We start from the raw sequence: 26,068 nt of genomic DNA on the forward strand, positions 1-26,068 counted from the left end.
GAAGCGGCTACGGCATCATGCCTCGTAGGCCGCCCGCTTCACCGTCACGGTCCGCATCGCCGGAAAGCGTGCGGTGAACGTGCTGCCGCGCCCCTCCTCGCTCTGGATGTACAGATGCGCGTCGTGCCGCTGCAATACATGCTTGACGATCGCGAGCCCGAGCCCCGTGCCGCCCGTATCGCGCGAACGGCTGCGGTCGACGCGGTAGAAGCGCTCGGTCAGCCGCGGCAGATCGGTAGCCGGGATGCCGAACCCGCTGTCCGTCACCGAGAACACGGCCTGCGAGCTTTCGCGCCGCCACGACACAAGGATCTTGCCGCCCTCCGGCGTATAGCGGATCGCATTCGTCACGAGGTTTGCGAACGCGCTGAAGATTTCCGTCTGCGCGCCGGCCACCGCGAGCGTTTCATCGATCGTGAACTCGATGTCGTGATGCCCGTTGGACAGCGTCTGCGCGTCTTCCTTCAGATGGTCGAACACGGACCGCATGTCGATCGGCCGATCGGCGGCCGGCTTGCTCTCGCCTTCGAGCTTCGCGAGCACCAGCAGGTCGGTGACGATGTGGCGCATCCGCGATGCCTGCTGCTCCATCAGGTCGAGATAGCGCGCGCGGTCCTCTTCGTTGAGCGGCAGCTCGCGCATCGTTTCGAGGAAGCCCGACAGCACGGTGAGCGGCGTCTTCAGCTCGTGCGACACGTTCGCGACGAAGTCGCGCCGCATCGCGTCGGTGCGCTCGAGCTCGGTGATGTCCTGCGTCAGCAGCAGCTTGCGGTTTTCGCCGTACGGGAACACCTGCACCGCGAGCACATGCTGCCGCGCCTCGCCCATCCCTTGCATCACGAGCATCTCGTCGTAGTGCTGCGAATTCAGGTAGCGGACGAAATCAGGATGCCGAACCAGGTTGGTGACGTGCTGGCGCAGGTCGCGCTTCGCGTCGAAGCCGAAATGCACTTCGGCGATCGCGTTGCACCATTCGATCTGGTCGTGGTCGTCGAGCATCGCGACGCCGTTCGGCGACGCCTGGATCGCCTGGATGAAGCGCGAATGCTGCTGCTCGACCTGCCGCACCTGTGCGTGCCACTGCTTCGCGAGCTTGTGCAGCCGGTAATAGATCTCGCCCCAGACGCCCGGCGCGCTCGGCACTTCGCCATACACGGGCGCATCGAGCAGGCGCCACAGGCGCTGCGTGTGGAACGTACTGAAAAAGCCCTGCGCAACCAGCATCACGACCGCGAACACGAGGCCCGCGGTCGGGCCGGCAAGAAAGCCGACCAGTACGCTGATCAGCACGAGCAACACGAGCGACACGATGAAGCGCGCCCAGATGATGTTCATGATTCAGCGTCCGAAAAATTGATAAGCGTGCCGCGGCGCGCAACGCACCGCTCGTGCATCATGCGTGTTTCGCGAGCCGGTAGCCGCTGCCGCGGACCGTTTCGATCATCGCGTCGCAACCGGCCGGCTTGAGGGCCGCGCGCAATCGCTTGATATGCACGTCCACGGTGCGCTCTTCGACGAACACATGGTCGCCCCACACCTGGTCGAGCAGTTGCGTGCGGCTGTGCACGCGCTCCGGATGCGTCATGAAGAAGTGCAGCAGGCGAAACTCGGTCGGGCCGAGATCGAGCTTGATCTCGCTGCCTTCCGCGTGCGCTGCGACCCGATGCGTCGCCGGGTCGAGACGCAGCCCGTTGATCGACACGACGTCCTCGGTCAGCTGCGGCGCGCGGCGGCGCAGCACCGCCTTGATGCGCGCCATCAGCTCCTTCGGCGAGAACGGCTTCGTCACGTAGTCATCCGCACCGATCTCGAGGCCGAGCACCTTGTCCTGCTCGTCGCCGCGCGCGGTCAGCATGATGATCGGGATATGCTTGGTGCGCTCGTTGTTGCGCAGGTCGCGCGCGAACGCGATGCCGGACTTGCCCGGCAGCATCCAGTCGAGCAGCACGAGGTCCGGCAGTACGTCGCTGATCAGGTTCTGCGCCTGTTCGGCGTTGTATGCGCGGATCGGGCAGTGTCCGGCATGCTGGAGATTCACCGAAATCAGTTCGGAAATCGCGGGCTCATCTTCGATGACGAGAATGTTGCTGGGCATCGGCACCTCTGTTCGTGGAGCGTAAGTCGCTTTAACTGTTGGCTTCGCGATCGAGCGTGTCGCGCGGCTGGTGCCGCACGTCGGTGCCCTTCACGATGTAAATGATGAATTCGGCGATGTTCTTCGCGTGGTCGCCGATCCGTTCGATCGCCTTCGCGATGAACAGGTATTCGAGGCCGACCGAGATCGTGCGCGCATCTTCCTGCATGTACGACACGAGCTTGCGCACGAACGCGCGGAATTCCTGGTCGATTTCCTTGTCGTCCTTGACGATCTGCGCGGCGGCGACCGTGTCGAGACGCGCGAACGCGTCGAGCGCGCGGCGCAGGATCGTCACAGCCATCTCGCCCGACACCTTGATCTCGGCGATGTTGACCGCGCGCGCGGCCGGTTCGTCGACCAGGCGGCGCACGCGCTTCGCGATCTTCTCCGCCTCGTCGCCGGCGCGCTCGAGGTTCGTAATCGTTTTCGAAATCGACATCAAAAGACGCAGGTCGCGCGCGGCAGGCTGGCGCAGCGCGATGATGTTGCCGCACTCCTGGTCGATCTCGACTTCCATCGTGTTCAGGATCTCTTCGTTCGCGATCACCTTCTCGGCCGCATCGCGGTCGAATTCGTTGAGCGCGTGCATCGCGCCGATGATCTGCGCCTCGACGAGCCCGCCCATCTCGAGCACCTTCGACGACACCGCATTGAGATCGGCGTCGAACTGGCTCGACAAATGTTTATCCGACATGATTGTTGTTCTCCTTCATCAACCGAAGCGGCCGGTGATGTAGTCTTCCGTTTCCTTGCGTACCGGCTTGATGAAGATCTTCTCGGTCTCGCCGAATTCGATCAGTTCGCCCAGGTACATATAGGCCGTGTAATCCGAGCAGCGCGCTGCCTGCTGCATGTTGTGCGTGACGATCACGACCGTGTAGTCGCTCTTCAGCTCCGCGATCAGCTCTTCGATGCGGCCCGTCGAGATCGGGTCGAGCGCCGAGCACGGCTCGTCGAGCAGCAGCACTTCCGGACGGATCGCGATGCCGCGCGCGATGCACAGACGCTGCTGCTGGCCGCCCGACAGGCCGTAGCCGCTCTGACCGAGCTTGTCCTTCACTTCGTTCCACAGCGCGGCCTTCGTCAGCGCCCACTCGACGCGGTCGTCCATCTCCGAACGCGTGAGCTTCTCGAACATCTTCACGCCGAACGCGATGTTGTCGTAGATCGACATCGGGAACGGCGTCGGCTTCTGGAACACCATGCCGATCCGCGCACGCAGCAGCGAGATGTCGCGCTTCGTCGTCAGCAGGTTCTCGCCGTCCATCAGGATCTCGCCTTCGGCGCGCTGCTCCGGATAGAGCGCAAACATCTTGTTGAACGTGCGCAGCAGCGTCGACTTGCCGCAACCCGACGGGCCGATGAACGCGGTCACCTTGCCTTCGGGAATGCGCATGTTGATGTTCTTCAGCGCATGGAACTTGTTGTAGAAGAAGTTGAGGTTGTTGACCTCGATCTTCGCGTCCAGCGGCTCGAGCGGACGGCCGTCCGCGGCGCCCTGCGTACCAGCCGGTGCGGCGACGCGTTCGATGGGATTCAGGTGGCTCTCTGCCATATTCATCGGATTGCTCCGCCGTTACTGTTTCGAGAAGATCGAGCGCGCGAGGATGTTGAGTCCGAGCACCCCGAGCGTAATCAGGAACACGCCCGCCCACGCGAGCGACTGCCATTCGGCAAACGGGCTCATCGCGAACTTGAAGATCGTGACGGGCAGGTTCGCCATCGGCTGGCTCATATCCCACGAGAAGAACTGGTTCGACAGCGCGGTGAACAGCAGCGGCGCCGTCTCGCCGGCGATCCGCGCGACTGCGAGCAGCACGCCCGTGATGATCCCGCCCATCGACGCGCGCAGCGTGATCTTCAGCACCATCCGCCACTTCGGCGTACCGAGCGCGAAGGCCGCTTCACGCAGCGCGTTCGGCACGAGCTTCAGCATGTTCTCGGTCGTGCGGATCACGATCGGGATCTGCAGCAGCGCGAGTGCGATCACGCCGGCCCAGCCGGAGAAGCGGCCCGACTTCGCGACGACGAGCGCGTACACGAACAGGCCCACGACGATCGACGGCGCCGACAGCAGGATGTCGTTGATGAAACGGACCGTGCTCGCGAGCAGGTTCTTCTGCCCGTATTCGGCGAGGTACACACCCGCGAGGATGCCGATCGGCGTGCCGACCAGCGTGCCGAAGCCGACCAGCATCAGGCTGCCGACGATCGCGTTCGCGAGACCGCCGCCCGGCGTGTTCGGCGGCGGGGTCGACTCGGTGAACATCGCGACCGACAGGCCGCCGATGCCGAGATGCAGCGTCGTATAAAGAATCCACACGAGCCACATCAGGCCGAACGCCATCGCACCGAGCGACGCGGTGAGTGCGATCGCGTTGACGAGCTTGCGCTTGCGCTGCAGGCGGCTGCGCATCGCGTCGAGCACGGCGCCGTCGGGGCCGGGGAAATTCATCACGGGCTCGCTCATTTCTTGCCCTCTCCTTTCTCGAGGCGCAGCAGCAGCAGTTTGGAGATGGCCAGCACGATGAACGTGATCACGAACAGGATCAGGCCCAGTTCCATCAGCGCGGACGTATGCAGGCCGGGCGACGCTTCGGCGAACTCGTTCGCGAGCGCCGACGTGATGCTGTTGCCCGGCGAGAACAGCGATACGTTGTCGAGCAGGTTCGTGTTGCCGATCACGAAGGTCACGGCCATCGTTTCGCCGAGTGCGCGGCCGAGGCCGAGCATCACGCCGCCGATCACGCCGGTCTTCGTATAGGGCAGCACGATCTTCCACATCACTTCCCAGGTCGTGCAGCCGATCCCGTAGGCCGATTCCTTCAGCAGCACGGGGGTGACCTCGAACACGTCGCGCATCACCGACGCGATGTACGGAATGATCATGATCGCGAGGATCACGCCGGCCGCGAGAATGCCGATGCCGATCGGCGGGCCGGCGAACAGCGTACCGAGCACCGGCACGCCATCGAACAGGCGGCCGATCGGTTTCTGGAAATACTCCGCGAAGATCGGTGCGAACACGAGCAGGCCCCACATCCCGTACACGATCGACGGGATCGCGGCGAGCAGCTCGATCGCGATGCCGAGCGGGCGACGCAGCCAGACCGGCGACAGCTCGGTGAGGAACAGCGCGATGCCGAAGCTGACCGGCACTGCGATCACGAGCGCGATGACCGACGTCACGATGGTGCCGTAGATCGGCACGAGCGCGCCATAGACATCCGAATTGGGATCCCATTCGGACTGCCAGAGAAAGCCGAGGCCGAACTTCTGGATGGTCGGCATCGACGAGATGATCAGCGAGACGATGATGCCGCCGAGCAGCAATAGCGTCACGATCGCGGCGAGCCAGGCGAGGCCGCCGAACAGGATGTCCCCGGCGCGGCTCGGCGCGTGTTGCTGCGCACCGTCGGTGGAGCGGGAAGACACGTATGGAATATCAGACATGATTGCCTGTTTTTGAATACCGGGCGCCATGACGCCCGGCCTTACCGCACGCACTGCCCGGCCAGCGCGGCCGGGCAGCGAACCGCTGTGACGCTTACTCCGTGGCGACCGGCTTGCCAGCTGCGTCCGTCACCTTGCTCTTCCACTGCTTGCGGATTTCCGCTTCGACTGCCGGCGGCAGCGAGATGTAGTCGAGGCTGTCAGCTGCCTTCTCGCCGTTCTTGAACGCCCAGCCGAAGAACTTCAGCGTTTCCGCGCCCTGCTCCGGCTTGTCCTGCTTCGCGTGCAGCAGAACGAACGTCGCGCCGACGACCGGCCATGCTTCCTTGCCCGGCTGGTTCGTCAGGATCTGGTAGAACGACTTCGACCAGTTCGCGCCGGCAGCAGCGGCCTTGAACGTTTCCGTCTTCGGCTCGACCACCGTGCCCGTCGAATTCTTCAGCGCGGTGTAGACCATGCTGTTCTTTTTCGCGTACGCCCACTCGACGTAGCCGATCGCGCCCGGCAGGCGCTGCACGAAGGCCGCGACGCCGTCGTTGCCCTTGCCGCCCGTGCCGGTCGGCCAGTTGACCGTCGTGCCTTCGCCGACCTTCGACTTCCACTCGTCGTTGACCTTCGACAGGTAGTTCGTCCAGATGAAGCTCGTGCCCGAGCCGTCAGCACGGCGAACGACTGCGATGTCGGTATCCGGCAGCTTGACCTTCGGGTTCAGCGCGGCGATCGCCGGGTCGTTCCACTTCTTGATCTTGCCGAGGTAGATGTCGCCGAGCACCGGGCCCGACAGCGTCAGCTCACCAGCCTTCACGCCCGGCACGTTGACGACCGGCACCACGCCGCCGACCACCGTCGGGAACTGGAACAGGCCTTCCTTCGCGAGGTCTTCGTCCTTCAGCGGTGCGTCCGAACCGGCAAAATCGACCGTCTTTGCGTTGATCTGCTTCAGGCCGCCCGACGAGCCGATGCCCTGGTAGTTGACCTTCGCACCGCCGGCTTGCTGGTAATCGGCAGCCCATTTCGTATAGATCGGCATGGCGAACGTGCTGCCTGCGCCCGTGATGTCGGCTGCATGTGCGGCGACGGCGAAAAGCGCGCCAGCCAGGCCGGCAATCGCGGTTTGCATCAATTTCATGAGACCTCCAGAGTGTGAGCGGATGACTACGGCACCGCGAAGGTTAGGGGGTGCTCATGACAGTACTGTGACAATCAATGAAACTGGCGTGACAGTAACATGACTGCCTGAAAGGTTACAACGGACGGGGATCGGGACTGCCGGGAACGCGCCGGCACAGGCAGAGTAGGCAAGAAATGCCGGAAAGGGAAAGGTGAAATGCGAACACGGACGACGCAGCAACAGGATGCGCGCCGCCCTGCCCGCGACCCGGATCAGGCCGTCGCCGTGCGGACCACGTCGGCGATCGCCTCCGCATGACGGTTCGCGTCCGCGACCTGCTGGGCCTCGACCATCACGCGCAGCACGGGCTCCGTGCCCGACGCGCGAATCAGCACGCGGCCGCTGCCGGCCAGCGCCTTCTCCGCATCGTCGATCGCCGTGCGGATCGACGCATTGCCCTTCCAGTCCGAACCCGGCTTCATCCGCACGTTGATCAGCTTCTGCGGGAACAGCGTCACGCCATCGAGCAACTGGGCGAGCGTGTGACCGCTGCGCTTCAGCGCGGCCAGCACCAGCAGCGCCGACACGATGCCGTCGCCGGTCGTATGCCGGTCGAGCGACAGGATGTGGCCGGACCCTTCCGCCCCCAGTTGCCAGCCGCGTTCGCGCAGCTGCTCGAGCACGTAGCGGTCGCCGACCGCCGCGCGCACGAACTGCACGCCCTCGCGCTGCAGCGCGACTTCGACGGCGAGATTCGTCATCAGCGTTCCAACGGCCCCTTCGACTTGACCGTTAGTTGCAATACGATCCTTGACCAGCACGTAGAGCAGCTCGTCGCCGTTGTACAGCCGGCCGGACGCATCGACCACCTGCAGGCGGTCCGCATCGCCGTCGAGCGCGATGCCGAGATCGGCATGGTTCGCACGCACTGCGCGTACCAGCGCGTCGGGTGCGGTCGCACCGACACCGTCATTGATATTGAAGCCGTTCGGCGCCACGCCGATCGGAATCACGTCCGCGCCCAGCTCGTGGAACACGTGCGGCGCGATCTGGTATGCGGCGCCGTGCGCGCAGTCGATCACGAGCTTCATCCCGCGCAGGTCGAACGCGGCCGGGAACGTGCTCTTGCAGAATTCGATGTAGCGGCCGGCCGCATCGTCGAGACGGCGCGCCTTGCCGAGCCCGTCGGACGGTGCGCATTCGAGCGGCTTCGCGAGCCATGCCTCGATCGCGGCTTCGGTCTCGTCGGGCAGCTTGTTGCCGTCCGCGGAGAAGAACTTGATGCCGTTGTCGTGATACGGGTTGTGCGACGCGCTGATCACGACGCCCGCCGACAGGCGCAGCGCACGCGTCAGGTACGCGACGCCCGGCGTCGGCATCGGGCCGGCCAGCATCACGTCGACGCCTGCCGCGGAAAAGCCCGCCTCCAGCGCAGCCTCGAGCATGTAGCCCGACACGCGCGTGTCCTTGCCGATCAGTACCGTCGGGCGCGTTCCCGATGCGGCGTCCGCCGAGCCTGCTGCCAGCACCTTGCCGGCCGCGTAGCCGAGCCGCAACACGAAATCGGGCGTGATCGGCGCTTCACCAACCGTGCCGCGAATGCCGTCCGTGCCGAAATATCGACGTCCCATAAAACAGTTTCCTCCTCGTTCTGACTTATCTATGCCGCGCGGCTTCCCGCACGGCCTCCCAGATTTTCAGCGCGTCGACGGTCGGCGCGACGTCGTGCACGCGCACGATCGCGGCGCCCCGCTCCACCGCGCACAGCGCGGCCGCGACGCTCGCTGCGACGCGCTCCATCGGCGGCTTGCCGCCGATCACCGCGCCGAGCATCGATTTGCGCGACATGCCCGCGAGAATCGGATACGGCCGATCATCGGGCCGCGCGGGCGTCGTCTGCGGCAACGCGGCGAGCAGCGCATAGTTATGTTCGATGACGGCCTTGCCGAACCCGAAGCCCGGATCGACGCAGATCCGCTCCGCCGCGATGCCCGCGTCCATCAGTGCCTGCGCGCGCGCGGCAAGGAAGTCGCGGACGTCGATCACCACATCGCGATAGTCGGGCTCGTGCACCTGCATCGTCTGCGGCTCGCCGAGCATGTGCATCGCGCACAGGCCGCAGTTGCCGTCGCGCACGGCGTCGATCGCACCCGGCTGGCGAAAGCCCCAGATGTCGTTGATCAGGTCCGCGCCGGCGGCCAGCGCCGCGCGCATCACGGCCGGCTTGTAGGTATCAATCGACAGCGGCACGTTCAGCGGCCGCAACGCTTCGATCAGCGGAATCACGCGCGCGAGCTCTTCGTCGAGCGGCACCGGCGGCGCGCCGGGGCGTGTCGATTCGCCGCCGATATCGAGCATGTCGGCCCCTTCGGCAATCATCCGCTCGGCCTGGCGCAGCGCATCGTCGCGGGCAATGAAGCGGCCGCCGTCGGAAAACGAATCGGGCGTCGCGTTGAGGATGCCCATGACGAGCGGACGTTCGAACGTCAGCGTGAAGCGGCCGCACTGCAGCGGCGCGGGAATGAATGTCGGGGAGGCGGAATCGGACACGAGCAACGAGCGTGAATGAATGCAAAACGGGCCGGTGTAACCACACCAGCCCGTGAACGGCGCCAAGCTGAAATTATGCCGGCGAAGCAGGCGCCGTGGCGCTGCCCGGCTTGACCTCGGCGCCGGTACCGCCCGACGACGGATCGCTGCCGATGGACGGCGAGCTCTTCGGCGAGCGCGGCGGACGGCCTTCCATGATGTCGTTGATCTGATCGGCGTCGATCGTCTCCCACTCCATCAACGCGGCGGTCATCGCCTCGACCTTGTCGCGGTTCTCGTCGAGCAGGCGGCGAGCGAGGCCGTACTGCTCGTCGAGCACACGACGGATTTCCGCATCGACCTTCTGCTGCGTCGCCTCGGAGATCGTCCGCGTAAAGCCGCGGCCGAACGGGCCCGAGTCGTTCTCGTCGTCGACATAGACCATCGGCCCGAGCGCGTCGGTCATGCCGAAGCGGGCAACCATCGCGCGTGCGGTCTGCGTCGCCTTGTTGAAGTCGTCCGACGCACCGGTGCTGATCAGGTCCAGGAACAGTTCCTCGGCCACGCGGCCACCGAACAGGATTGCCAGCCGGTCGAGCAGGTAGTCCTTCGAATACGTCTCGTTGTCATGCTCCGGCAGTTGCCACGTGACGCCCAGCGCACGGCCGCGCGGGATGATCGTGACCTTGTGCACCGGATCGGCCTTCGGCAGCAGCTTCGCGATCACCGCGTGACCAGACTCGTGGTACGCGGTCGCGCGCTTCGCTTCTTCGCGGATCACGGCCGACTTGCGCTCCGGCCCCATGAAGATCTTGTCCTTAGCATCCTCGAAGTCCTGCATCTCGACGATCCGCTTGCCGCGACGCGCCGCGAACAGCGCGGCTTCGTTCACGAGGTTTGCGAGATCCGCACCCGAGAAGCCCGGCGTGCCGCGCGCAATGACTGCCGCGTCGACGTCGTTCGCGATCGGCACCTTGCGCAGGTGCACGCGCATGATCTGCTCGCGGCCGCGGATGTCCGGCAGGCCGACGTAGACCTGGCGGTCGAAACGGCCCGGGCGCAGCAGCGCCTTGTCGAGCACGTCCGAACGGTTGGTCGCGGCGATCACGATCACGCCCGAATTCGCTTCGAAGCCGTCCATCTCGACGAGCATCTGGTTCAGCGTCTGCTCGCGCTCGTCGTTGCCGCCGCCCATGCCGGCGCCGCGATGGCGGCCGACTGCGTCGATTTCGTCGATGAACACGATGCACGGCGCATGCTTCTTCGCCTGCTCGAACATGTCACGCACGCGGGCCGCACCGACGCCGACGAACATTTCGACGAAGTCGGAACCCGAGATGCTGAAGAACGGTACCTTCGCCTCGCCTGCGATCGCACGGGCGAGCAGCGTCTTGCCGGTACCCGGAGGGCCGACCAGCAGCACGCCACGCGGGATGCGGCCGCCGAGTTTCTGGAATTTCTGCGGATCGCGCAGGAAGTCGACGAGCTCGGACACTTCTTCCTTCGCTTCGTCGCAGCCCGCGACGTCGGAGAAGTTCACCGCGTTGTTGTTCTCGTCGATCAGCCGCGCACGCGATTTGCCGAACGAGAACGCGCCGCCTTTGCCGCCTCCCTGCATCTGCCGCATCATGTAGAACCAGAAGCCGATGATCAGGATCGTCGGCCCGAGGTAATACAGCGCGGACATCAGCGCGTTCGGCTCGTCGTCGGCCTTGCCGCTGACCTGCACGCCATACTTCATCAGATCGCCGACCATCCAGATGTCGCCGGGCGACACGATCTGGTATTTCTGGCCATCAGCCGGAGTGACGGTGAGGTTGCGCCCCTGCACGACGACATTCTTGACCTTGCCGTTCTTGGCGTCGTCCATGAACTGCGAATAGGACACGCCTTCCTGGACGCGGGGCTTGTCGAACTGCTTGAACACCGTAAACAGCACCAGTGCGATCACCAGCCACACTGCTGCCTTCGAAAACATATTGTTGTTCAAAGCACCACTCCTTCACTCGTAGACGAGCGCCTACATTTTCCTTGCGGCGCCCCTCAGGCATTCTAATCCAGTCCGACCACCCCCGCCATAAGCATTGACAACCGTTGCGATAGCGAACGGCTTGTCTGGCAAGGGCCGGAGCCCGTTTGCGGCTCCCGACTTCCGCGTCAGCGCGGATGCTTCAGGTGCCGCCCCAAGATGAACGTTTCGGACGATTTGTCGCGGGACGCCTTGGGCTTGCGCGGCGCGACGGTCTTAAACTGCTGTTTGAATTTCTCGACGATCTGGCTGTAGCCGCTGCCGTGAAAACACTTCACGAGCAGCGCACCATCCGGCTTCAGATGGTTCTGCGCGAATTCGAGCGCCAGATCGCAGAGATGCTCGATGCGCGCCGCGTCCGCCGAGGCCACGCCGGAGAGGTTGGGGGCCATGTCGGAAATAACAAGGTCCACCGCGCGGCCTTCGAGCACTTCCTCGAGTTGGTGGAGCACTTCATCCTCGCGGAAGTCGCCCTGGAGGAAGTGGACGTCGGCGATCGGCTCCATCGGCAGGATGTCGAGCGCCACGATCGTGCCGTCGATGCCGCCTTCGCGCTCGGCGCCGCGCTTCTTGCCCTGCGCGAGCTTGTTGCGGACATACTGGCTCCAGCTGCCCGGCGTCGCGCCGAGGTCGACGATCACCTGGCCGGGACGGATCAGCTTGTCCTGTTCGTCGATTTCCTTCAGCTTGTACGCGGCGCGCGCGCGATAGCCCTCCCGTTGCGCCATTTTGACGTACGGGTCGTTGATGTGGTCGTGCAGCCAGTGCTGGTTGAAGCGGTTCTTTGCCATTCGAGAGAGAGATTACTGCCATTTGCTTCGTGAAGCCGCGCTTTTGGCGGATAATACGCGTCTTCTTCGCGCGGCTGCGGCCCCAACGGGCCCAAGCCGCGATTTTACGTGGTTTTCGGCGCGCGGCTGACGCGGTAGTTGTCCGTGTTGCGCGCCCTTATTTTGAATTCGACATTCCATGCCAGCCCTTTCGCTTACTCCCGCCGAGCGCTCCGCGCTGCGCTCCGAAGCCCATGCGCTCAAGCCCGTCGTGCTGATCGGCGCCGAAGGGCTCACCGACGCGGTCCTGAAGGAAATCAAGGTGCACCTCGATGCGCACCAGCTGATCAAGATCCGCGTGTTCGGCGATGAGCGCGACGCGCGTATCGCGATCTACGACGAGATCTGCGACCGTCTGAACGCCGCGCCGATCCAGCATATCGGCAAGCTGCTCGTGATCTGGAAACCCGAGAAGGTTGCCGCGCCGGCTCGTGGCCGCCGCAGCGACGCGCTGCCGAGCGCAGCTGAAGCTGCCGACGACAAGAAGGGGCGCGCGCCGCGCGTCGTCAAGGTCGTCAAGGTGTCGCCGAACGCGAGCCCCGTACGCCGGCCGCGGCCGCAGAAAGTGACGGTGCGCGGCAACGAGCGCGTGACCGCCGGCGGCAACGTCAAGCGCGCGAAAAAGCGCCAGGCGAGCACGAAGCGACCGTTCCAGGACAAGTAAGCACGTCCGGCAAGCCTGTCCGGCGCCTGGCCCGCACACCGTGGCCGGCGGCCGACGCCTGCCGGCCACCGCGGCACTCACGCGTCGCGTGCCGGCAATCGCCAGATCAGCATCAGCCCGAGCACGCTCTCGACCAGGTAGAACAGGCTCGAGACGCCGTGCAGCATCCCGAAGCGGCTCGCATACGGCGAGTTCGCAATATCGGTGCCCGCATCCATCGCGGCCACGCGCAGCGCGTTCATGAACGGCTGCAGCGCGAAATACCCGATCAGCACGCAGCCGACCATCGCCGCGAGAATCCAGCGCACGCGGCGATATTCGTCGCAGCCGCGCCGCACCTGCTGGTTCGATAGCACGAGCAACAGCACGCCGCACACGACACCGACAATCGCCTCGATGCGGAACAGCTGCGCCGCGACCGAGCCGGCCGTCATCCGCTCGAGCGTCTTGAACAGCACGGGCGCGACCGCATACCCGATCGTCAGCAGGCTGCCGACCCAAAGGGTCGACAGCAACCGGAACACGCGGTGCGGCATCGTGTCGCCCCGCTTCAGACGTAGCTGACCGAGATGATTTCGTACTCGCGCACGCCGCTCGGTGCCTGCACGGCCGCAACGTCGCCTTCGGACTTGCCGATCAGCGCGCGTGCGATCGGCGAGCTGACCGAGATCAGGCCGTGATCGATGTCGGCTTCGTCATCGCCGACGATCTGGTACTTGACGGTGTCGCCCGACTCGAGATCCTCGAGTTCGACCGTCGACGCGAAAACCACGCGGCCTTCGGCGTCGAGCACGGTCGGATCGATGACCTGCGCGGCGGACAGCTTCGATTCGAGTTCCGCGATGCGGCCCTCGATGAAGCCCTGCTTTTCCTTCGCGGCATCGTATTCGGCGTTTTCGGACAGGTCGCCCTGCGCGCGTGCCTCCGAGATCGCGTTGATCACGGCCGGCCGCTCGACGGACTTGAGGCGCTGCAATTCATCGCGCAGGAGTTCTGCGCCACGCTTTGTCAACGGAATGGTGCTCATAAACGGTCAATCGCTAAAAACGGCTATAAAAAAAATCACCGCGATTAAGCGCATTCCCGAAACACCGGGAACGCCGCTTAATCGCGGCACGTATTGCTTCGACAGGTAACTGACTGCTTAGTTTAGGCGAGCGTGAAGACCTTGTAAATCATAGACTTCCAGGTCCTTCAGGTAGCGCAGGCCTTCGACGGCCGCGCGCGCACCCGACATCGTCGTGTAGTACGTGACCTTGTGCGCCTGCGCGCTCATCCGGATCGAACGCGAGTCGGCGATCGCCTGGCGCGTCTCGTCGACGGTCGTGAACACGAGCGCGATCTCGCCGTTCTTGATCATGTCGACGATGTGCGGACGGCCGTCCTTCACCTTGTTGACGACCTTCACCGGCACGCCGGCCGCTTCGATTGCGGCTGCGGTGCCCTTCGTCGCGACGATCGGATAGCCGAGGTCGTGCAGCATGCGCGCGACTTCGACCGCCTTCGGCTTGTCCGCGTCCATCACGGTCAGCAGCACCGTGCCCGACTCCGGCAGGCGCGAGCCGGCCGCGAGCTGCGACTTGAACAGCGCTTCGCCGAACGTCTGGCCGACGCCCATCACTTCACCGGTCGAACGCATTTCCGGCCCGAGCACCGGGTCGACGCTCGGGAACTTCACGAACGGGAACACCGCTTCCTTCACGCTGAAGTACGGCGGCTCGACTTCCTTCGTCACGCGCTGCTGCGCGAGCTTCTGGCCGACCATCGCGCGCGCCGCGATCTTCGCGAGCGGCAGGCTCGTCGCCTTCGACACGTACGGCACCGTGCGCGATGCGCGCGGGTTCACTTCCAGCACGTAGATGATGTCTTCCTTCGTGCCATCGGCCTGCGGTACTTGCTGGATCGCGAACTGCACGTTCATCAGGCCGACCACGTTCAGCGCCTTCGCCATCGCGCCCGTCTGGCGCTTCAGCTCGGCGACGGTTTCCTTCGACAGCGAGTACGGCGGCAGCGAGCATGCCGAGTCGCCCGAGTGGACCCCCGCCTGCTCGATGTGCTCCATCACGCCGCCGATGAACACCGCTTCGCCGTCGCAGATGCAGTCGACGTCGCACTCGATCGCGTCGTTCAGGAAGCGGTCGAGCAGCACCGGCGAATCGTTCGACACCTTCACGGCCTCGCGCATGTAGCGCTCGAGGTCGCGCGGCTCGTGGACGATTTCCATCGCGCGGCCGCCCAGCACGTACGACGGACGCACGACCAGCGGATAGCCGATTTCGGCGGCCAGCGCGAGCGCTTCGTCTTCGGCGCGCGCGGTGCGGTTCGGCGGCTGACGCAGGCCAAGGTCCTGCAGCAGCTTCTGGAAGCGTTCGCGGTCTTCGGCCGCATCGATCATGTCCGGCGACGTGCCGACGATCGGCACGCCATGTGCCTCGAGGTCGAGTGCGAGCTTCAGCGGCGTCTGACCGCCGTACTGGACGATCACGCCGACCGGCTTTTCCTTGTCGACGATCTCGAGCACGTCCTCGAGCGTCAGCGGCTCGAAGTACAGGCGGTCGGACGTGTCATAGTCGGTCGACACCGTTTCCGGGTTGCAGTTGACCATGATGGTTTCGTAACCGTCCTCGCGCATCGCGAGCGCCGCGTGCACGCAGCAGTAGTCGAACTCGATGCCCTGGCCGATCCGGTTCGGGCCGCCGCCCAGCACCATGATCTTCTTGTTCGTGGTCGGCTGCGCCTCGCACTCGTCCTCGTAAGTCGAGTACATGTACGCCGTCTTCGTCGCGAACTCGGCCGCGCAGGTGTCGACGCGCTTGTAGACCGGACGCACGTTCAGCTCGAGACGGCGCGCGCGCACGTCGGCCGGCGTCGCGCCGAGCAGCTTCGCGAGGCGGCGGTCGGAGAAGCCGCTCTGCTTCAGGTAGCGCAGTTCGTCGAACGACAGCGACGCGATCGTGCGGGCTGCGAGCGCCTTTTCCTTCAGGATGATCTGCTCGATCTGCGCGAGGAACCACGGGTCGATCGCGGTTTCCGCGTAGATTTCCTCGGCCGTCATGCCGATGCGGAACGCGTCGCCGACATACCAGATGCGGTCCGGGCCCGGCTCGTGGATCTCGATCGCGATCTCGTCGCGGTCGGTCGACTTCTCGTCGAGACCGTCGACGCCGACTTCGAGGCCGCGCAGCGCCTTCTGGAACGACTCCTGGAACGTGCGGCCGATCGCCATCACTTCGCCGACCGACTTCATCTGCGTGGTCAGGCGCGAATCGGCTTCGCGGAACTTCTCGAACGCGAAGCGCGGAATCTTCGTGACGACGTAGTCGATCGTCGGCTCGAACGACGCCGGCGTCTGGCCGCCGGTGATCTCGTTCTTCAGCTCGTCGAGCGTATAGCCGACGGCCAGCTTCGCCGCGACCTTCGCGATCGGGAAGCCGGTCGCCTTCGATGCGAGCGCCGACGAACGCGACACGCGCGGGTTCATCTCGATGACGACCATGCGGCCGTCCTTCGGGTTGATCGAGAACTGCACGTTCGAGCCGCCCGTGTCGACACCGATCTCGCGCAGCACCGCGAGCGATGCGTTACGCAGGATCTGGTATTCCTTGTCGGTGAGCGTCTGCGCCGGCGCGACGGTGATCGAGTCGCCGGTGTGCACGCCCATCGGGTCGAGGTTCTCGATCGAGCAGACGATGATGCAGTTGTCGGCGCGGTCGCGCACGACTTCCATCTCGTATTCCTTCCAGCCGAGCAGCGACTCTTCGATCAGCAGCTCGCGCGTGGGCGACAGGTCGAGGCCGCGACGGCAGATTTCTTCGAACTCCTCGCGGTTGTACGCGATACCGCCGCCCGAGCCGCCGAGCGTGAACGACGGGCGGATCACGACCGGGTAGCCGCTGCCGCCGGTGGCCGCCATGATCTCGGCGTGCACCTTCGTCGCTTCTTCCATCGAATGCGCGACGCCCGACTTCGCGGAGCCGAGACCGATCTTGGTCATCGCGTCCTTGAACTTCTGGCGGTCTTCCGCCTTGTCGATCGCTTCCGGCGACGCGCCGATCAGCTCGACGCCGAACTTCTCGAGCACGCCGTGGTGATGGAGGTCGAGCGCGCAGTTCAGCGCGGTCTGGCCGCCCATCGTCGGCAGGATCGCGTCCGGGCGCTCCTTCTCGATGATGCGCGCGACGACTTCCCACGTGATCGGCTCGATGTAGGTGACGTCGGCCGTATTCGGGTCGGTCATGATCGTCGCCGGGTTGCTGTTGACGAGGACGACCTTGTAGCCCTCCTCACGCAGCGCCTTGCATGCCTGCGCGCCCGAATAGTCGAACTCGCACGCCTGGCCGATGATGATCGGGCCGGCGCCGATGATGAGGATGCTCTTGATGTCTGTGCGTTTTGGCATGGCTGGTGAATTCAATAAGTAATCGTTGTCGTGTGGCGGCCGGCTGCGCTCAGCCCATTGTCGCGAGCGCAAGCTTCACGGAGAAGCCGATGAACAGGCCGCCCACGCTGCTCGCCGCGCCTGCCGCGAGCTTGCGGCGGCGGCGGAAATGCTCGGCGAGACGCGCACCCGCGAAGATCAGCGTGCTCAGGTACAGGAAGCTCGCGCACTGCGCGATCGCCCCGAGCACGAAGAACGGCAGCGCGGGATGCGGGAACGCCGGGTCGACGAACTGGATGAAGAACGAGATGAAGAACAGGATCGCCTTCGGATTCAGGAGGCTCACGATCAGCGCCTTGCGAAACGGCCGCTCGCCGTCGACCGCGCGCGGCGCCTCAGCCACCGCATCGGCCGGCGCGCGCAGCTTGCGCCACGCGCCGCGCAGCATGCCGGTGCCGATGTAGAGCAGATACGCGGCGCCGCCGTACTTGACGACGGAGAACAGCAGCGGATTCGCCTTCAGCAGCGACGCGACGCCGGCCGCGGACAGCACCATCAGCACGGTGTCGCCGAGGAACACGCCGCAGGCCGCGCGATAGCCGGCCTTCACGCCGCGCTGGGCCGCGAGCGACAGCACGTACATCGAATTCGGCCCCGGCAGCAGGATGATGAAGATCACGCCGAACACGTAGGTCCAGAGATCCGTGATGCCGAGTGCATGACCGAACATGATGCGAGCCTCCTGCGCTTCGGTGAGTTAGGCGCTGCGCTGCTTCGCCGCGTCCATCAGCGCGGTGAAGCGGTCGAACAGATAACCGATGTCGTGCGGGCCCGGCGACGCTTCCGGGTGGCCCTGGAAGCAGAATGCCGGCTTGTCGGTCAGCTCGAAGCCCTGCAGCGTGCCGTCGAACAGCGACACGTGCGTCGCGCGCGCGTTGGCCGGCAGCGAGTCGGCGTCGACCGCGAAGCCGTGGTTCTGCGACGTGATCACGACGCGGCCGTCGCCGAGATCCTTGACCGGGTGGTTCGCGCCGTGGTGCCCCGTCTTCATCTTCAGCGTCTTCGCGCCGACCGCGAGACCCATGATCTGATGGCCGAGGCAGATGCCGAAGGTCGGCACGCCGCGCTCGATGAACTCCTTCGCGGCCGTGATCGCGTAGTCGCACGGCTCCGGATCGCCGGGGCCGTTCGACAGGAAGATGCCGTCCGGATTCAGCGCGAGCGCTTCCGCCGCGCTCGCCTGTGCCGGCAGCACCGTCACGTGGCAGCCGCGCTCGGCGAGCATGCGCAGGATGTTGTACTTGACGCCGAAGTCGTACGCGACGACGCGGTACTTCGGTGCTTCCTGCATCCCGTAGCCGCTGCCGAGCTTCCATTCGCTCTGCTTCCACTCGAACGGCTTCGTGGTCGACACGACCTTCGCGAGATCCATGCCGGCGAGGCCCGGGAACGAGCGCGCGAGCTCGATCGCCTTCGCTTCGTCATCCGAGCCCGCGAGAATGCAGCCGTTCTGCGCGCCCTTGTCGCGCAGGATGCGGGTCAGCTTGCGGGTATCGATGCCGGCGATTGCGACGACGCCTTCGTCGCGCAGGTAATCGCCGAGCGTGCGGTCCATGCGGAAGTTCGACGCGAGCGTGGGCAGATCGCGAACGATCAGGCCGGCGGCATGGACTTTCGTGGCTTCGACGTCCTCGGCGTTGACGCCGACGTTGCCGATATGCGGATAGGTGAGCGTGACGATCTGGCGCGCGTAGCTCGGGTCAGTCAGGATTTCCTGATAACCGGTGATCGCGGTGTTGAACACGACTTCGCCGATCGTATGGCCGACGGCCCCGATCGAATGACCACGAAAGACCGTGCCGTCGGCAAGTGCGAGCAAAGCGGGAGAAAAAGACGGCAACACGGGAGGCTCCTTGGGGAACACCCTGCTGCCGACCTGTCTACCCGGCCGCACAGGCGTCGCGCTGCGTGGACGCGCGCGGTGGCCTGCGTCACGCGCCCGGCGGTGTCGAGTCGCGAAACCGGCGCGCAGCGTGCGAGCGCAGGCGCAGGTTGTCGCGGCGTCGCCCGGCTGGCGGCGTGCGGCGGATGAACGGGGTGAATGAGGTAGGCGCTAGGGTGCGAGGTTGATCTGCACAAACTTTCAAATTATAGCCCGAAAACGGCCCTCTCTTCAATGCCTACGGCCGCTCGGCGGCGCGCGCCGCGGATTCCGGCGCGCGCCGCCCGTTGCTGCGGCCCCGATTCCGGCGCCGCCCCACTTGCCAGCGTACCGCTGTGTCAGTGCGCTTGGCCAGCGCCGCGCGCGGGCCACACGTACCAGACCGCGCTCGCGACCTGGAGTGCGAGCAGCACGCCCCACGCGCTCAGGTGCGCGGCGGCCGGATAGCGACCGTCGACCGCCGGCCAGTGTGACAGCAGCGCGCCGACGCCGACCTGGAACGCGAAGATCAGCAAGAAAATCACGAGCGTGAGCGTCGTGTTTGCGCGCCCGATCAGGTGCGCGGGGAAGTGGCCGGCCATCACCGCGTAGGTGAGGATCCCGACCCCGCCGAACATCCCGTACGCAGCCCACAGCACGGCGGCCGGCAGCGGCACGCGCGCAACGATCGCGAACTGGGTCGCGACGAACAGCGCCATCCCGACGCCGCAGAATGCGTACACCGACACGCCGCGCCGCTCCAGCGCACGCGCGGCGGCGCCGAAGCCGACGCAGCCGGCCATCATCGCGAAGCCGAGCACCGACACGAGGCGCGCTGCATGCGGCGCGTCGAACCCGGCGACGTCGCGCAGGTAAGGCCCGACCCACAGCGACTGCATCGCGTAGAACACCCCCTGCGTGACGACCGAGAACGACGCGATCTTCCAGAACGCGCGGCTCGACAGGATGTGCCAGGTGCCCTTGAACTGGCTGACGAGATCGCCCTGGTGCCGGACCTGCTTCGGGTCGGGCGCACCGATCCAGATCGCGGCCGCGACCGCGAGCGTCATCACCGCGAGCCCGCAGCACACCGCGCGCCAGCTCGTCCAGCCGAGCAGCCAGGTGAGCGGCGAGCCGACCACGACGCCGCCGAGCCCGCCGACCGCCATCACGAGCCCGTTGACGAGCGGCAGCCGGCCGATCGCGAAATGTTCGGCGAGCGCCTTGAACGCCGCGCCGAGGCAGACCGACACGCCGACGCCGATCAGCAGCCGGCCGGCCATCATCGTGCCGAGCCCGTGCGCGGCGCCGAACACCGCGGCGCCCGCTGCCGCGAACAGCAGCATCCCGGCCGCGACGCGGCGCGAGCCGAAATGGTCGAGCAGCACGCCGGCCGGAATCTGCGCACCGGCGAAACCGAGGAAATAGAGACTGGTGAGCAGGCCGAGATCGGTGGCCGACAGCCCGAGTTCGTGCGTGACGAACGGCGCGAAGCCGAGATTGACGCCGCGAAACACGTACGACACGAAATACCCGATCGCGAACAATCCGAGCACCCTCACCTGCACCAGCGACATTGCCTCTCCTTCCCGTACCGCGCAGCCGACGCGACGCGCACAAACAAAAACGCCGTCACCTCGGTGACGGCGTTCAGCGAACACATTTGTCAGATGATAAAGCATTCACGCGGCACGGGCGACCGCGTCGGGCGACTTCCTTACTTCTTCTTGCCCTTGTGCGTCCCGGCCTTCGCGGGCGCAGCCTTGGCCTTCGCGGCGCCGCGCTTCGCGCCGTGCGCCGCCTTGCCGCCGGAGGACAGGCTCGCGCGCTCGATGTGCGCACCGCCGACCGACGTCGCGATCTTCTCCGGGCCCGGCTCGGCCGGCACTGAGCGACCGACCGGCACGTGCAGCACGAGCGCCTGCCCCGGCATCACGAGATCGCGATGCGTGCGGTTCCATGCCTTCAGCTGGCCGACCGACACGCCATAGCGGCTCGCGACCGCCGCCATCGACTGCTTGCGGCGCACGCGGATCAGCATCTTGCGCGTGTCCGGCACGTCCGGCTCCATCGCCAGCACGCCGTTCTCCGCGACGTCAGCGCTGATGTCCTCGTCGTCGTCGTCGCCGCGCGGCACGACGATCGTTGAGCCGGGCTTCAGGCGCATGCCGGCAGGAATCTTGTTCACCGACATCAGCGTATCCGCGTCGACGCCGATCTTCTCGGCGATCGCCGCCGGGCGCGCGCGCTCGGTGACGGTATAGGTCGTCCACGACGACAGCTTGCCGTCGTACGATTTCAGGCTCTTCTCGAATGCCGACGCGTTGTCGAACGGCAGCAGGATCTGCGGCTCGGTCGAGCCGAGGATCACCGGCTTCGCGAACGACGGGTTCAGCGACTTGAATTCGTCGGACGACAGGTTCGCGAGCTTCGCGGCGACCGTCACGTCGATATCGCGCGACGTGGTGACCGTCACGAAATACGGGTGGTTCGGGATGTCCGGCAGCGTCAGGCCGTACTGCTGCGGGTTCGCGATGATGTTCTTCACCGCCTGCAGCTTCGGCACGTAGTTGCGCGTCTCGTTCGGCATCCGCAGGCTCAGGTAGTCGGTCGGCAGGCCGGCCGCCTGGTTGCGCGCGATCGCGCGCTGCACGTTGCCCTCGCCCCAGTTGTATGCGGCCAGCGCGAGATACCAGTCGCCGAACATGTCATGCAGGCGCGACAGGTAGTCGAGCGCCGCGCTCGTCGACGCGAGCACGTCACGCCGTTCGTCCTGCCACATGTTGCGCTTCAGGTTGTAGGTGCGGCCCGTGCCCGGCATGAACTGCCACATGCCGGCCGCCTTCGCGACCGACAGCGCCTGCGGGTTGTACGCGGACTCGATGAACGGCAGCAGCGCGAGCTCGGTCGGCATATGGCGCGCCTCGAGCTCCTCGACGATGTGGTACAGATACTTCTGCGAGCGCTCGGTCATGCGCTGCACGTAATCCGGGCGCTGCGTATACCAGGTGGTCTGCATGTCGACGAGGTCGGTCTGCAGGTCGGGCATCTGGAAACCGCGGCGGATGCGCGCCCACAGATCGGAGTCGGCACTGGTCAGATCGCCGACCGACTGCTTGTCGACGTCGACGGTCTCCTTGGCGGTGGCTGACTTGCGCAGGTAGGTGGATGTCGCCTCGGAATCGGCGGCGGAATTGGCGACAGGCCCCTGGCTCGCACACGCGGCGAGCAACAGGACCAGCATCGCGCTCAATAAAAATCGCATGAAAATCTCGGCATCCGACAGCTGGAAATTGCAGGCGATACTACGGAAGTGCGTGCTTCACGTCAATAAAAACACCGAAAACTCTGCGAAATCTGATATTTGGAGCAATTTTTACAGATTCCGGATGAGCTTTGGAGTCCTCCCGAAAACCATCATCGGAACCGGTTTTTCCACTCCCGCATCAGCGTGAATGCGGCAAGGCGATCCGGCACCGTTTCATGCAACAGCGCTTCGAGCGTCGCGTGAATCGCCGCGCTGTCCGAGCGCATGAACGGATTCACCGCACGCTCATGCGCGATCGTCGTCGGCAGCGTCGGCACCCCGCGCGCACGGCGCGCGGCCGCTTCGTCGCGCCATGCGGCGAGCGCCGTGTTGCCCGGCTCGCACGCGAGCGCAAAGCGGATGTTCGACAGCGTGTATTCGTGTGCGCAGTGCACGCGCGTGTCGCCGGGCAGCGCCGCGAGCGCGTCGAGCGACGCGAGCATCTGCGCGGGCGTGCCTTCGAACAGGCGGCCGCAGCCGCACGAGAACAGCGTGTCGCCGCAGAACACGTGCGGCACCGCCGCCCCGCTGCCTGCGGCGCGCTGAGCGGCCGCGCCCGAGCCGGCTTCAAGACCGGCCGCGCCTGCGCCGGCCGCGCCTAGACCGGCCGTCTGAAAATACGCAATGTGGCCGCGCGTATGGCCGGGCACGTCGAGCACGTCGAACGACAGCGCGGGCGCGTCGAGCGTCACCCGATCGCCGCCCGCGAGCGGATGCGTGACGACGCCGATCGCCTCGGCCGCCGGGCCGTATACTGCGAGCGGCGCGTCGTCCGGTTGGCTGTCGATCAGCGCGGCAACACCACCGACATGGTCGGCATGGTGGTGCGTGAGTAAAATAGCGGTCAACCGCCAGCCTCTTTCGGAGAGAAACCGGCGTACCGGAGCGGCTTCACCCGGATCGACGGCGATCGCTTCGCTGCCGTCCGACACGAGCCAGATGTAGTTGTCCTCGAATGCCGGTACCGGCACGTATTCCAGCTCGTTCATGGGCGCGCAATCATCGCTATGTCTGATCGACAAATTATAGACTGGCCCGCCTGGACCGACTCGCCTCCCGGCCGCTACGTGCTTGACTGGGAGCAGGCGCAGCTCGACCGCATCGTGTCCGACGTGTTCGGCTTCCACGCGCTGCAGCTCGGCCTGCCGCAGCTCGACGCGCTGCGCGAGAACCGCATGCCGTATCGCGGCCTCGTGCTCGACCCGGCGAGCGGCGCGAGCGCGCCCTACCAGTATCCGTGGGCGCGCGAAGCGCACGCGCCGGAACACGCGCCCGCAGATCGCAGCACCACGTGGTGCGATCTGCTCGACCTGCCGTTCGAGTCGCAGAGCGTCGACCTGATCGTGATGCCACATACGCTCGAATTCACATCCGACCCGCACCGCCTGCTGCGCGAGGCCGAACGCGTGCTGATGCCGGAAGGCCAGCTCGTGATCACCGGCTTCAATTCGCTCAGCCTGTGGGGGATGCGGCAGTCGTTCGGCAAAATGGCGAACCGGCCGTTCGTGCCGTCCACGCGCGACCAGATCGCGTTCATCCGGCTGAAGGACTGGATCAAGCTGCTAGGCTTCGATCTCGAACGCGGCCGTTTCGGCTGTTACCGGCCGCCGCTCGTCTCCGACCAATGGCTCGCGCGCTTCGGCTTCATGGAAGCCGCGGGCGACCGCTGGTGGCCGATCTTCGGCGCCGTCTACATGGTGACGGCCGTCAAGCGCGTGCGCGGCATGCGGCTCGTCGGCCAGATCAGGATGAAGAAGCCCGTGCTCGCACCGGGCCTCGCGCCGGCGGCCTCCCCGACCACCCATCAAGAACGTTCATGACAACCGACACCATCGACATCTATACCGACGGCGCCTGCAAGGGCAACCCCGGCCCCGGCGGCTGGGGCGCACTGCTGCGCTACGGCGACCGCGAAAAGGAGCTGTTCGGCGGCGAGCCGAACACGACCAACAACCGCATGGAGCTGATGGGCGTGATCGCCGCGCTCGAAGCGCTGAAGCGCCCGTGCCGCGTGATCGTGCACACCGATTCGCAGTACGTGCAGAAAGGCATCAGCGAGTGGATCCACGGCTGGAAGAAGAAGGGCTGGATCACCGCATCGAAGACGCCCGTGAAGAACTCGGACCTCTGGAAACGGCTCGACGCGCTCGTCGCGCAGCACGAGGTCGAATGGCGCTGGGTCAAGGGCCACGCCGGCCACCCGGAGAACGAGCGCGCGGATGCGCTCGCGAACCGCGGCGTCGAATCGCTCGCGGCCTGACCGCCCTCCCGTTTCTGCTGATTTTTCCGACATGCGCCAGATCATTCTCGATACCGAAACCACCGGCCTGAACCCCCGCACGGGCGACCGTCTCATCGAAATCGGCTGCGTCGAGCTGCTGAACCGGCGGCTCACCGGCAACAACCTGCACATCTACGTGAACCCCGAGCGCGACAGCGATCCGGGCGCACTGGCCGTGCACGGCCTCACGACCGAATTCTTGAGCGACAAGCCGAAGTTCGCGGAGGTCGCCGACCAGATCCGCGACTTCGTCAAGGACGCCGAGCTGATCATCCACAACGCGCCGTTCGACCTCGGCTTCCTCGATGCCGAATTCGCACGGCTCGACCTGCCGCCGTTCACCGAGCACTGCGGCGGTGTGATCGACACGCTCGTGCAGGCGAAGCAGATGTTCCCCGGCAAGCGCAACTCGCTCGACGCGCTGTGCGACCGCTTCGGCATCAGCAACGCGCACCGGACGCTGCACGGCGCACTGCTCGACTCGGAGCTGCTCGCCGAGGTGTACCTCGCGATGACGCGCGGCCAGGACAGCCTCGTGATCGACATGCTCGACGACGACGCGGCCGCCGGCGGCGCGGCGAACGGCCAGCGCGTGTCGCTCGCGTCGCTCGACCTGCCGGTGCTGACCGCGAGCGACGACGAACTCGCCGCACACCACGCGCAGCTCGACGGTCTCGACAAGTCGGTCAAGGGCACCTGCGTATGGCGTCAGGCGGCCGCGGCCGGCGACGCGTCATAAGTCAGTCGTAACTCATGCCGGCGCGCTGCAGCCGTGCGCTCACGCGCGCGGCTGCAGCGCGATGACGGCCATCCCGGCCAGCGCGAGCGCCGCGCCGGCCGCGTCCCAGCGGGTCAGCGCGACGCCGTCGACCGCGCGCAGCCACACGAGCGCAACCGCGATATACATCCCGCCGTACGCCGCATAGGTGCGCCCCGCTGCGCTCGGGTGCAGCGTCAGCAGCCACGCGAACAGCGCGAGCGACACCGCGGCAGGCACCAATAGCCAGACCGGCCGGCCCGCTTTCAGCACGAGCCACGGCAGGTAACAGCCGACGATTTCGGCCAGCGCGGTGGCAGCGAACAGCGCCGCGATCTTGATCAGTTCGGTCATCCGGATCCTCTTTTCATCTGCCCGCATTTCGGGGCCGGAAAGGGCCCCGAACGCGCCGCCGATCATACCCGAGCAAGCCCCGCCACACGGGCGTTTCCCGGCAATTTGCACGATCGTCTGCGATCGTGCTATCATGTCACTCGTTTCAACATTCAATCTCTGTCATTTCAATTTCGAGAGAAGTCCGTCCGCATGCTGCGGGGCTGTGCTTCGATCGAAATTGCATCCACAGGAAAGCGCGCCCGTCGGGCCTGCTTTTCTCGTTTCGTCGCCCTTGCGGGGCGTCTGCCGGAACGCCGGACCCTGGTCCGCACCGG

Annotated in this window: 24 protein-coding genes; 4 read left to right on the forward strand and 20 right to left on the reverse strand. The window is 65.7% G+C overall.

Annotated features, from left to right (window positions below; translation table 11 throughout):
- Positions 1-15: 15 nt before the first annotated feature.
- The 11 genes from phoR to G3N94_RS10940 form a co-directional block, all read right to left on the reverse strand.
- Entirely contained in the window at positions 16-1,335 is a 1,320-nt protein-coding gene (phoR, locus tag G3N94_RS10890; protein WP_205792386.1) for a phosphate regulon sensor histidine kinase PhoR, read from the reverse strand.
- Between the two features lie 58 nt (positions 1,336-1,393).
- Positions 1,394-2,095, reverse strand: a complete 702-nt coding sequence (phoB, locus tag G3N94_RS10895) for a phosphate regulon transcriptional regulator PhoB (RefSeq protein ID WP_017332664.1) — start codon at positions 2,093-2,095, stop codon at positions 1,394-1,396.
- A 31-nt stretch (positions 2,096-2,126) separates the two neighbouring features.
- The gene (gene phoU / locus G3N94_RS10900; protein WP_205792387.1) at positions 2,127-2,831 is read right to left on the reverse strand and encodes a phosphate signaling complex protein PhoU; all 705 of its coding nucleotides are present in this window, start codon (positions 2,829-2,831) and stop codon (positions 2,127-2,129) included.
- A gap of 18 nt (positions 2,832-2,849) precedes the next feature.
- A complete protein-coding gene (pstB, locus tag G3N94_RS10905; RefSeq protein WP_205792388.1) occupies positions 2,850-3,698 on the reverse strand; it encodes a phosphate ABC transporter ATP-binding protein PstB in 849 nt (282 codons plus the stop codon).
- A 15-nt stretch (positions 3,699-3,713) separates the two neighbouring features.
- Positions 3,714-4,607, reverse strand: a complete 894-nt coding sequence (gene pstA / locus G3N94_RS10910; protein WP_205792389.1) for a phosphate ABC transporter permease PstA — start codon at positions 4,605-4,607, stop codon at positions 3,714-3,716.
- On the reverse strand, positions 4,604-5,590 hold the full coding sequence (gene pstC / locus G3N94_RS10915) for a phosphate ABC transporter permease PstC (protein WP_205792390.1): 987 nt from the start codon (positions 5,588-5,590) through the stop codon (positions 4,604-4,606). The genes pstA and pstC overlap by 4 nt, the downstream gene beginning before the upstream one ends.
- A gap of 94 nt (positions 5,591-5,684) precedes the next feature.
- Positions 5,685-6,719, reverse strand: a complete 1,035-nt coding sequence (gene pstS, locus G3N94_RS10920; protein WP_205792391.1) for a phosphate ABC transporter substrate-binding protein PstS — start codon at positions 6,717-6,719, stop codon at positions 5,685-5,687.
- A 254-nt stretch (positions 6,720-6,973) separates the two neighbouring features.
- Positions 6,974-8,332, reverse strand: a complete 1,359-nt coding sequence (gene glmM, locus G3N94_RS10925; RefSeq protein WP_205792392.1) for a phosphoglucosamine mutase — start codon at positions 8,330-8,332, stop codon at positions 6,974-6,976.
- A gap of 25 nt (positions 8,333-8,357) precedes the next feature.
- Positions 8,358-9,257 (reverse strand): dihydropteroate synthase, encoded by a 900-nt coding sequence (gene folP, locus G3N94_RS10930; protein ID WP_205792393.1) that lies wholly within the window; start codon positions 9,255-9,257, stop codon positions 8,358-8,360.
- A 67-nt stretch (positions 9,258-9,324) separates the two neighbouring features.
- Positions 9,325-11,220 carry an ATP-dependent zinc metalloprotease FtsH gene (gene ftsH, locus G3N94_RS10935; RefSeq protein WP_205792394.1) on the reverse strand — a complete coding sequence of 632 codons (1,896 nt, stop codon included), beginning with the start codon at positions 11,218-11,220 and terminating at the stop codon, positions 9,325-9,327.
- A gap of 167 nt (positions 11,221-11,387) precedes the next feature.
- Positions 11,388-12,050: an RlmE family RNA methyltransferase gene (locus tag G3N94_RS10940; RefSeq protein ID WP_205792395.1), complete on the reverse strand. Its 663-nt coding sequence runs from the start codon at positions 12,048-12,050 to the stop codon at positions 11,388-11,390.
- Between the two features lie 178 nt (positions 12,051-12,228).
- On the opposite strand from G3N94_RS10940, the gene G3N94_RS10945 reads away from it, so the two are divergent.
- Positions 12,229-12,753 carry a YhbY family RNA-binding protein gene (locus tag G3N94_RS10945; protein WP_205792396.1) on the forward strand — a complete coding sequence of 175 codons (525 nt, stop codon included), beginning with the start codon at positions 12,229-12,231 and terminating at the stop codon, positions 12,751-12,753.
- Positions 12,754-12,830: 77 nt separating this feature from the next.
- Here the strand turns inward: G3N94_RS10945 and G3N94_RS10950 are convergent, their stop codons facing one another.
- The 8 genes from G3N94_RS10950 to gloB all read right to left on the reverse strand — a co-directional run bounded on the left by G3N94_RS10950 (position 12,831) and on the right by gloB (position 23,348).
- Complete coding sequence (locus G3N94_RS10950; protein WP_205792397.1) at positions 12,831-13,289, reverse strand: DUF4149 domain-containing protein; 459 nt, start codon at positions 13,287-13,289, stop codon at positions 12,831-12,833.
- A gap of 14 nt (positions 13,290-13,303) precedes the next feature.
- Positions 13,304-13,780, reverse strand: a complete 477-nt coding sequence (gene greA / locus G3N94_RS10955; RefSeq protein WP_205792398.1) for a transcription elongation factor GreA — start codon at positions 13,778-13,780, stop codon at positions 13,304-13,306.
- 117 nt (positions 13,781-13,897) lie between these two features.
- The gene (carB, locus tag G3N94_RS10960; RefSeq protein ID WP_205792399.1) at positions 13,898-17,152 is read right to left on the reverse strand and encodes a carbamoyl-phosphate synthase large subunit; all 3,255 of its coding nucleotides are present in this window, start codon (positions 17,150-17,152) and stop codon (positions 13,898-13,900) included.
- Between the two features lie 49 nt (positions 17,153-17,201).
- The gene (gene leuE, locus G3N94_RS10965) at positions 17,202-17,861 is read right to left on the reverse strand and encodes a leucine efflux protein LeuE (protein WP_205792400.1); all 660 of its coding nucleotides are present in this window, start codon (positions 17,859-17,861) and stop codon (positions 17,202-17,204) included.
- Between the two features lie 27 nt (positions 17,862-17,888).
- Entirely contained in the window at positions 17,889-19,034 is a 1,146-nt protein-coding gene (carA, locus tag G3N94_RS10970) for a glutamine-hydrolyzing carbamoyl-phosphate synthase small subunit (protein WP_205792401.1), read from the reverse strand.
- Positions 19,035-19,411: 377 nt separating this feature from the next.
- The gene (locus G3N94_RS10975) at positions 19,412-20,629 is read right to left on the reverse strand and encodes an MFS transporter (protein WP_205792402.1); all 1,218 of its coding nucleotides are present in this window, start codon (positions 20,627-20,629) and stop codon (positions 19,412-19,414) included.
- Positions 20,630-20,769: 140 nt separating this feature from the next.
- A complete protein-coding gene (locus G3N94_RS10980) occupies positions 20,770-22,317 on the reverse strand; it encodes a transglycosylase SLT domain-containing protein (RefSeq protein WP_205792403.1) in 1,548 nt (515 codons plus the stop codon).
- Between the two features lie 152 nt (positions 22,318-22,469).
- Positions 22,470-23,348 (reverse strand): hydroxyacylglutathione hydrolase, encoded by an 879-nt coding sequence (gene gloB / locus G3N94_RS10985; protein ID WP_205792404.1) that lies wholly within the window; start codon positions 23,346-23,348, stop codon positions 22,470-22,472.
- Positions 23,349-23,366: 18 nt separating this feature from the next.
- On the opposite strand from gloB, the gene G3N94_RS10990 reads away from it, so the two are divergent.
- From G3N94_RS10990 to dnaQ, 3 genes are read left to right on the forward strand one after another with little or no spacing between them, the layout of a single operon-like run.
- Entirely contained in the window at positions 23,367-24,179 is an 813-nt protein-coding gene (locus tag G3N94_RS10990) for a class I SAM-dependent methyltransferase (protein WP_205792405.1), read from the forward strand.
- Positions 24,176-24,619 carry a ribonuclease HI gene (gene rnhA / locus G3N94_RS10995; protein WP_205792406.1) on the forward strand — a complete coding sequence of 148 codons (444 nt, stop codon included), beginning with the start codon at positions 24,176-24,178 and terminating at the stop codon, positions 24,617-24,619. The genes G3N94_RS10990 and rnhA overlap by 4 nt, the downstream gene beginning before the upstream one ends.
- A 31-nt stretch (positions 24,620-24,650) precedes the next feature.
- Positions 24,651-25,379 (forward strand): DNA polymerase III subunit epsilon, encoded by a 729-nt coding sequence (dnaQ, locus tag G3N94_RS11000; protein WP_205792407.1) that lies wholly within the window; start codon positions 24,651-24,653, stop codon positions 25,377-25,379.
- 39 nt (positions 25,380-25,418) lie between these two features.
- Here the strand turns inward: dnaQ and G3N94_RS11005 are convergent, their stop codons facing one another.
- Complete coding sequence (locus G3N94_RS11005; RefSeq protein WP_205792408.1) at positions 25,419-25,751, reverse strand: YnfA family protein; 333 nt, start codon at positions 25,749-25,751, stop codon at positions 25,419-25,421.
- Positions 25,752-26,068 lie beyond the last annotated feature (317 nt).

The organism is Burkholderia sp. Ac-20353, from assembly GCF_017104785.1.
Taxonomy (GTDB): Bacteria; Pseudomonadota; Gammaproteobacteria; order Burkholderiales; family Burkholderiaceae; genus Burkholderia.

Coding starts and splice junctions, on each gene's coding strand:
- phoR (WP_205792386.1), bottom strand. CDS start 1,335: ATGAACATCATCTGGGCGCGCTTCATCGTGTCGCTCGTGTTGCTCGTG.
- phoB (WP_017332664.1), bottom strand. CDS start 2,095: ATGCCCAGCAACATTCTCGTCATCGAAGATGAGCCCGCGATTTCCGAA.
- phoU (WP_205792387.1), bottom strand. CDS start 2,831: ATGTCGGATAAACATTTGTCGAGCCAGTTCGACGCCGATCTCAATGCG.
- pstB (WP_205792388.1), bottom strand. CDS start 3,698: ATGAATATGGCAGAGAGCCACCTGAATCCCATCGAACGCGTCGCCGCA.
- pstA (WP_205792389.1), bottom strand. CDS start 4,607: ATGAGCGAGCCCGTGATGAATTTCCCCGGCCCCGACGGCGCCGTGCTC.
- pstC (WP_205792390.1), bottom strand. CDS start 5,590: ATGTCTGATATTCCATACGTGTCTTCCCGCTCCACCGACGGTGCGCAG.
- pstS (WP_205792391.1), bottom strand. CDS start 6,719: ATGAAATTGATGCAAACCGCGATTGCCGGCCTGGCTGGCGCGCTTTTC.
- glmM (WP_205792392.1), bottom strand. CDS start 8,332: ATGGGACGTCGATATTTCGGCACGGACGGCATTCGCGGCACGGTTGGT.
- G3N94_RS10940 (WP_205792395.1), bottom strand. CDS start 12,050: ATGGCAAAGAACCGCTTCAACCAGCACTGGCTGCACGACCACATCAAC.
- G3N94_RS10945 (WP_205792396.1), top strand. CDS start 12,229: ATGCCAGCCCTTTCGCTTACTCCCGCCGAGCGCTCCGCGCTGCGCTCC.
- G3N94_RS10950 (WP_205792397.1), bottom strand. CDS start 13,289: ATGCCGCACCGCGTGTTCCGGTTGCTGTCGACCCTTTGGGTCGGCAGC.
- greA (WP_205792398.1), bottom strand. CDS start 13,780: ATGAGCACCATTCCGTTGACAAAGCGTGGCGCAGAACTCCTGCGCGAT.
- carB (WP_205792399.1), bottom strand. CDS start 17,152: ATGCCAAAACGCACAGACATCAAGAGCATCCTCATCATCGGCGCCGGC.
- leuE (WP_205792400.1), bottom strand. CDS start 17,861: ATGTTCGGTCATGCACTCGGCATCACGGATCTCTGGACCTACGTGTTC.
- G3N94_RS10975 (WP_205792402.1), bottom strand. CDS start 20,629: ATGTCGCTGGTGCAGGTGAGGGTGCTCGGATTGTTCGCGATCGGGTAT.
- G3N94_RS10980 (WP_205792403.1), bottom strand. CDS start 22,317: ATGCGATTTTTATTGAGCGCGATGCTGGTCCTGTTGCTCGCCGCGTGT.
- gloB (WP_205792404.1), bottom strand. CDS start 23,348: ATGAACGAGCTGGAATACGTGCCGGTACCGGCATTCGAGGACAACTAC.
- G3N94_RS10990 (WP_205792405.1), top strand. CDS start 23,367: ATGTCTGATCGACAAATTATAGACTGGCCCGCCTGGACCGACTCGCCT.
- rnhA (WP_205792406.1), top strand. CDS start 24,176: ATGACAACCGACACCATCGACATCTATACCGACGGCGCCTGCAAGGGC.
- dnaQ (WP_205792407.1), top strand. CDS start 24,651: ATGCGCCAGATCATTCTCGATACCGAAACCACCGGCCTGAACCCCCGC.
- G3N94_RS11005 (WP_205792408.1), bottom strand. CDS start 25,751: ATGACCGAACTGATCAAGATCGCGGCGCTGTTCGCTGCCACCGCGCTG.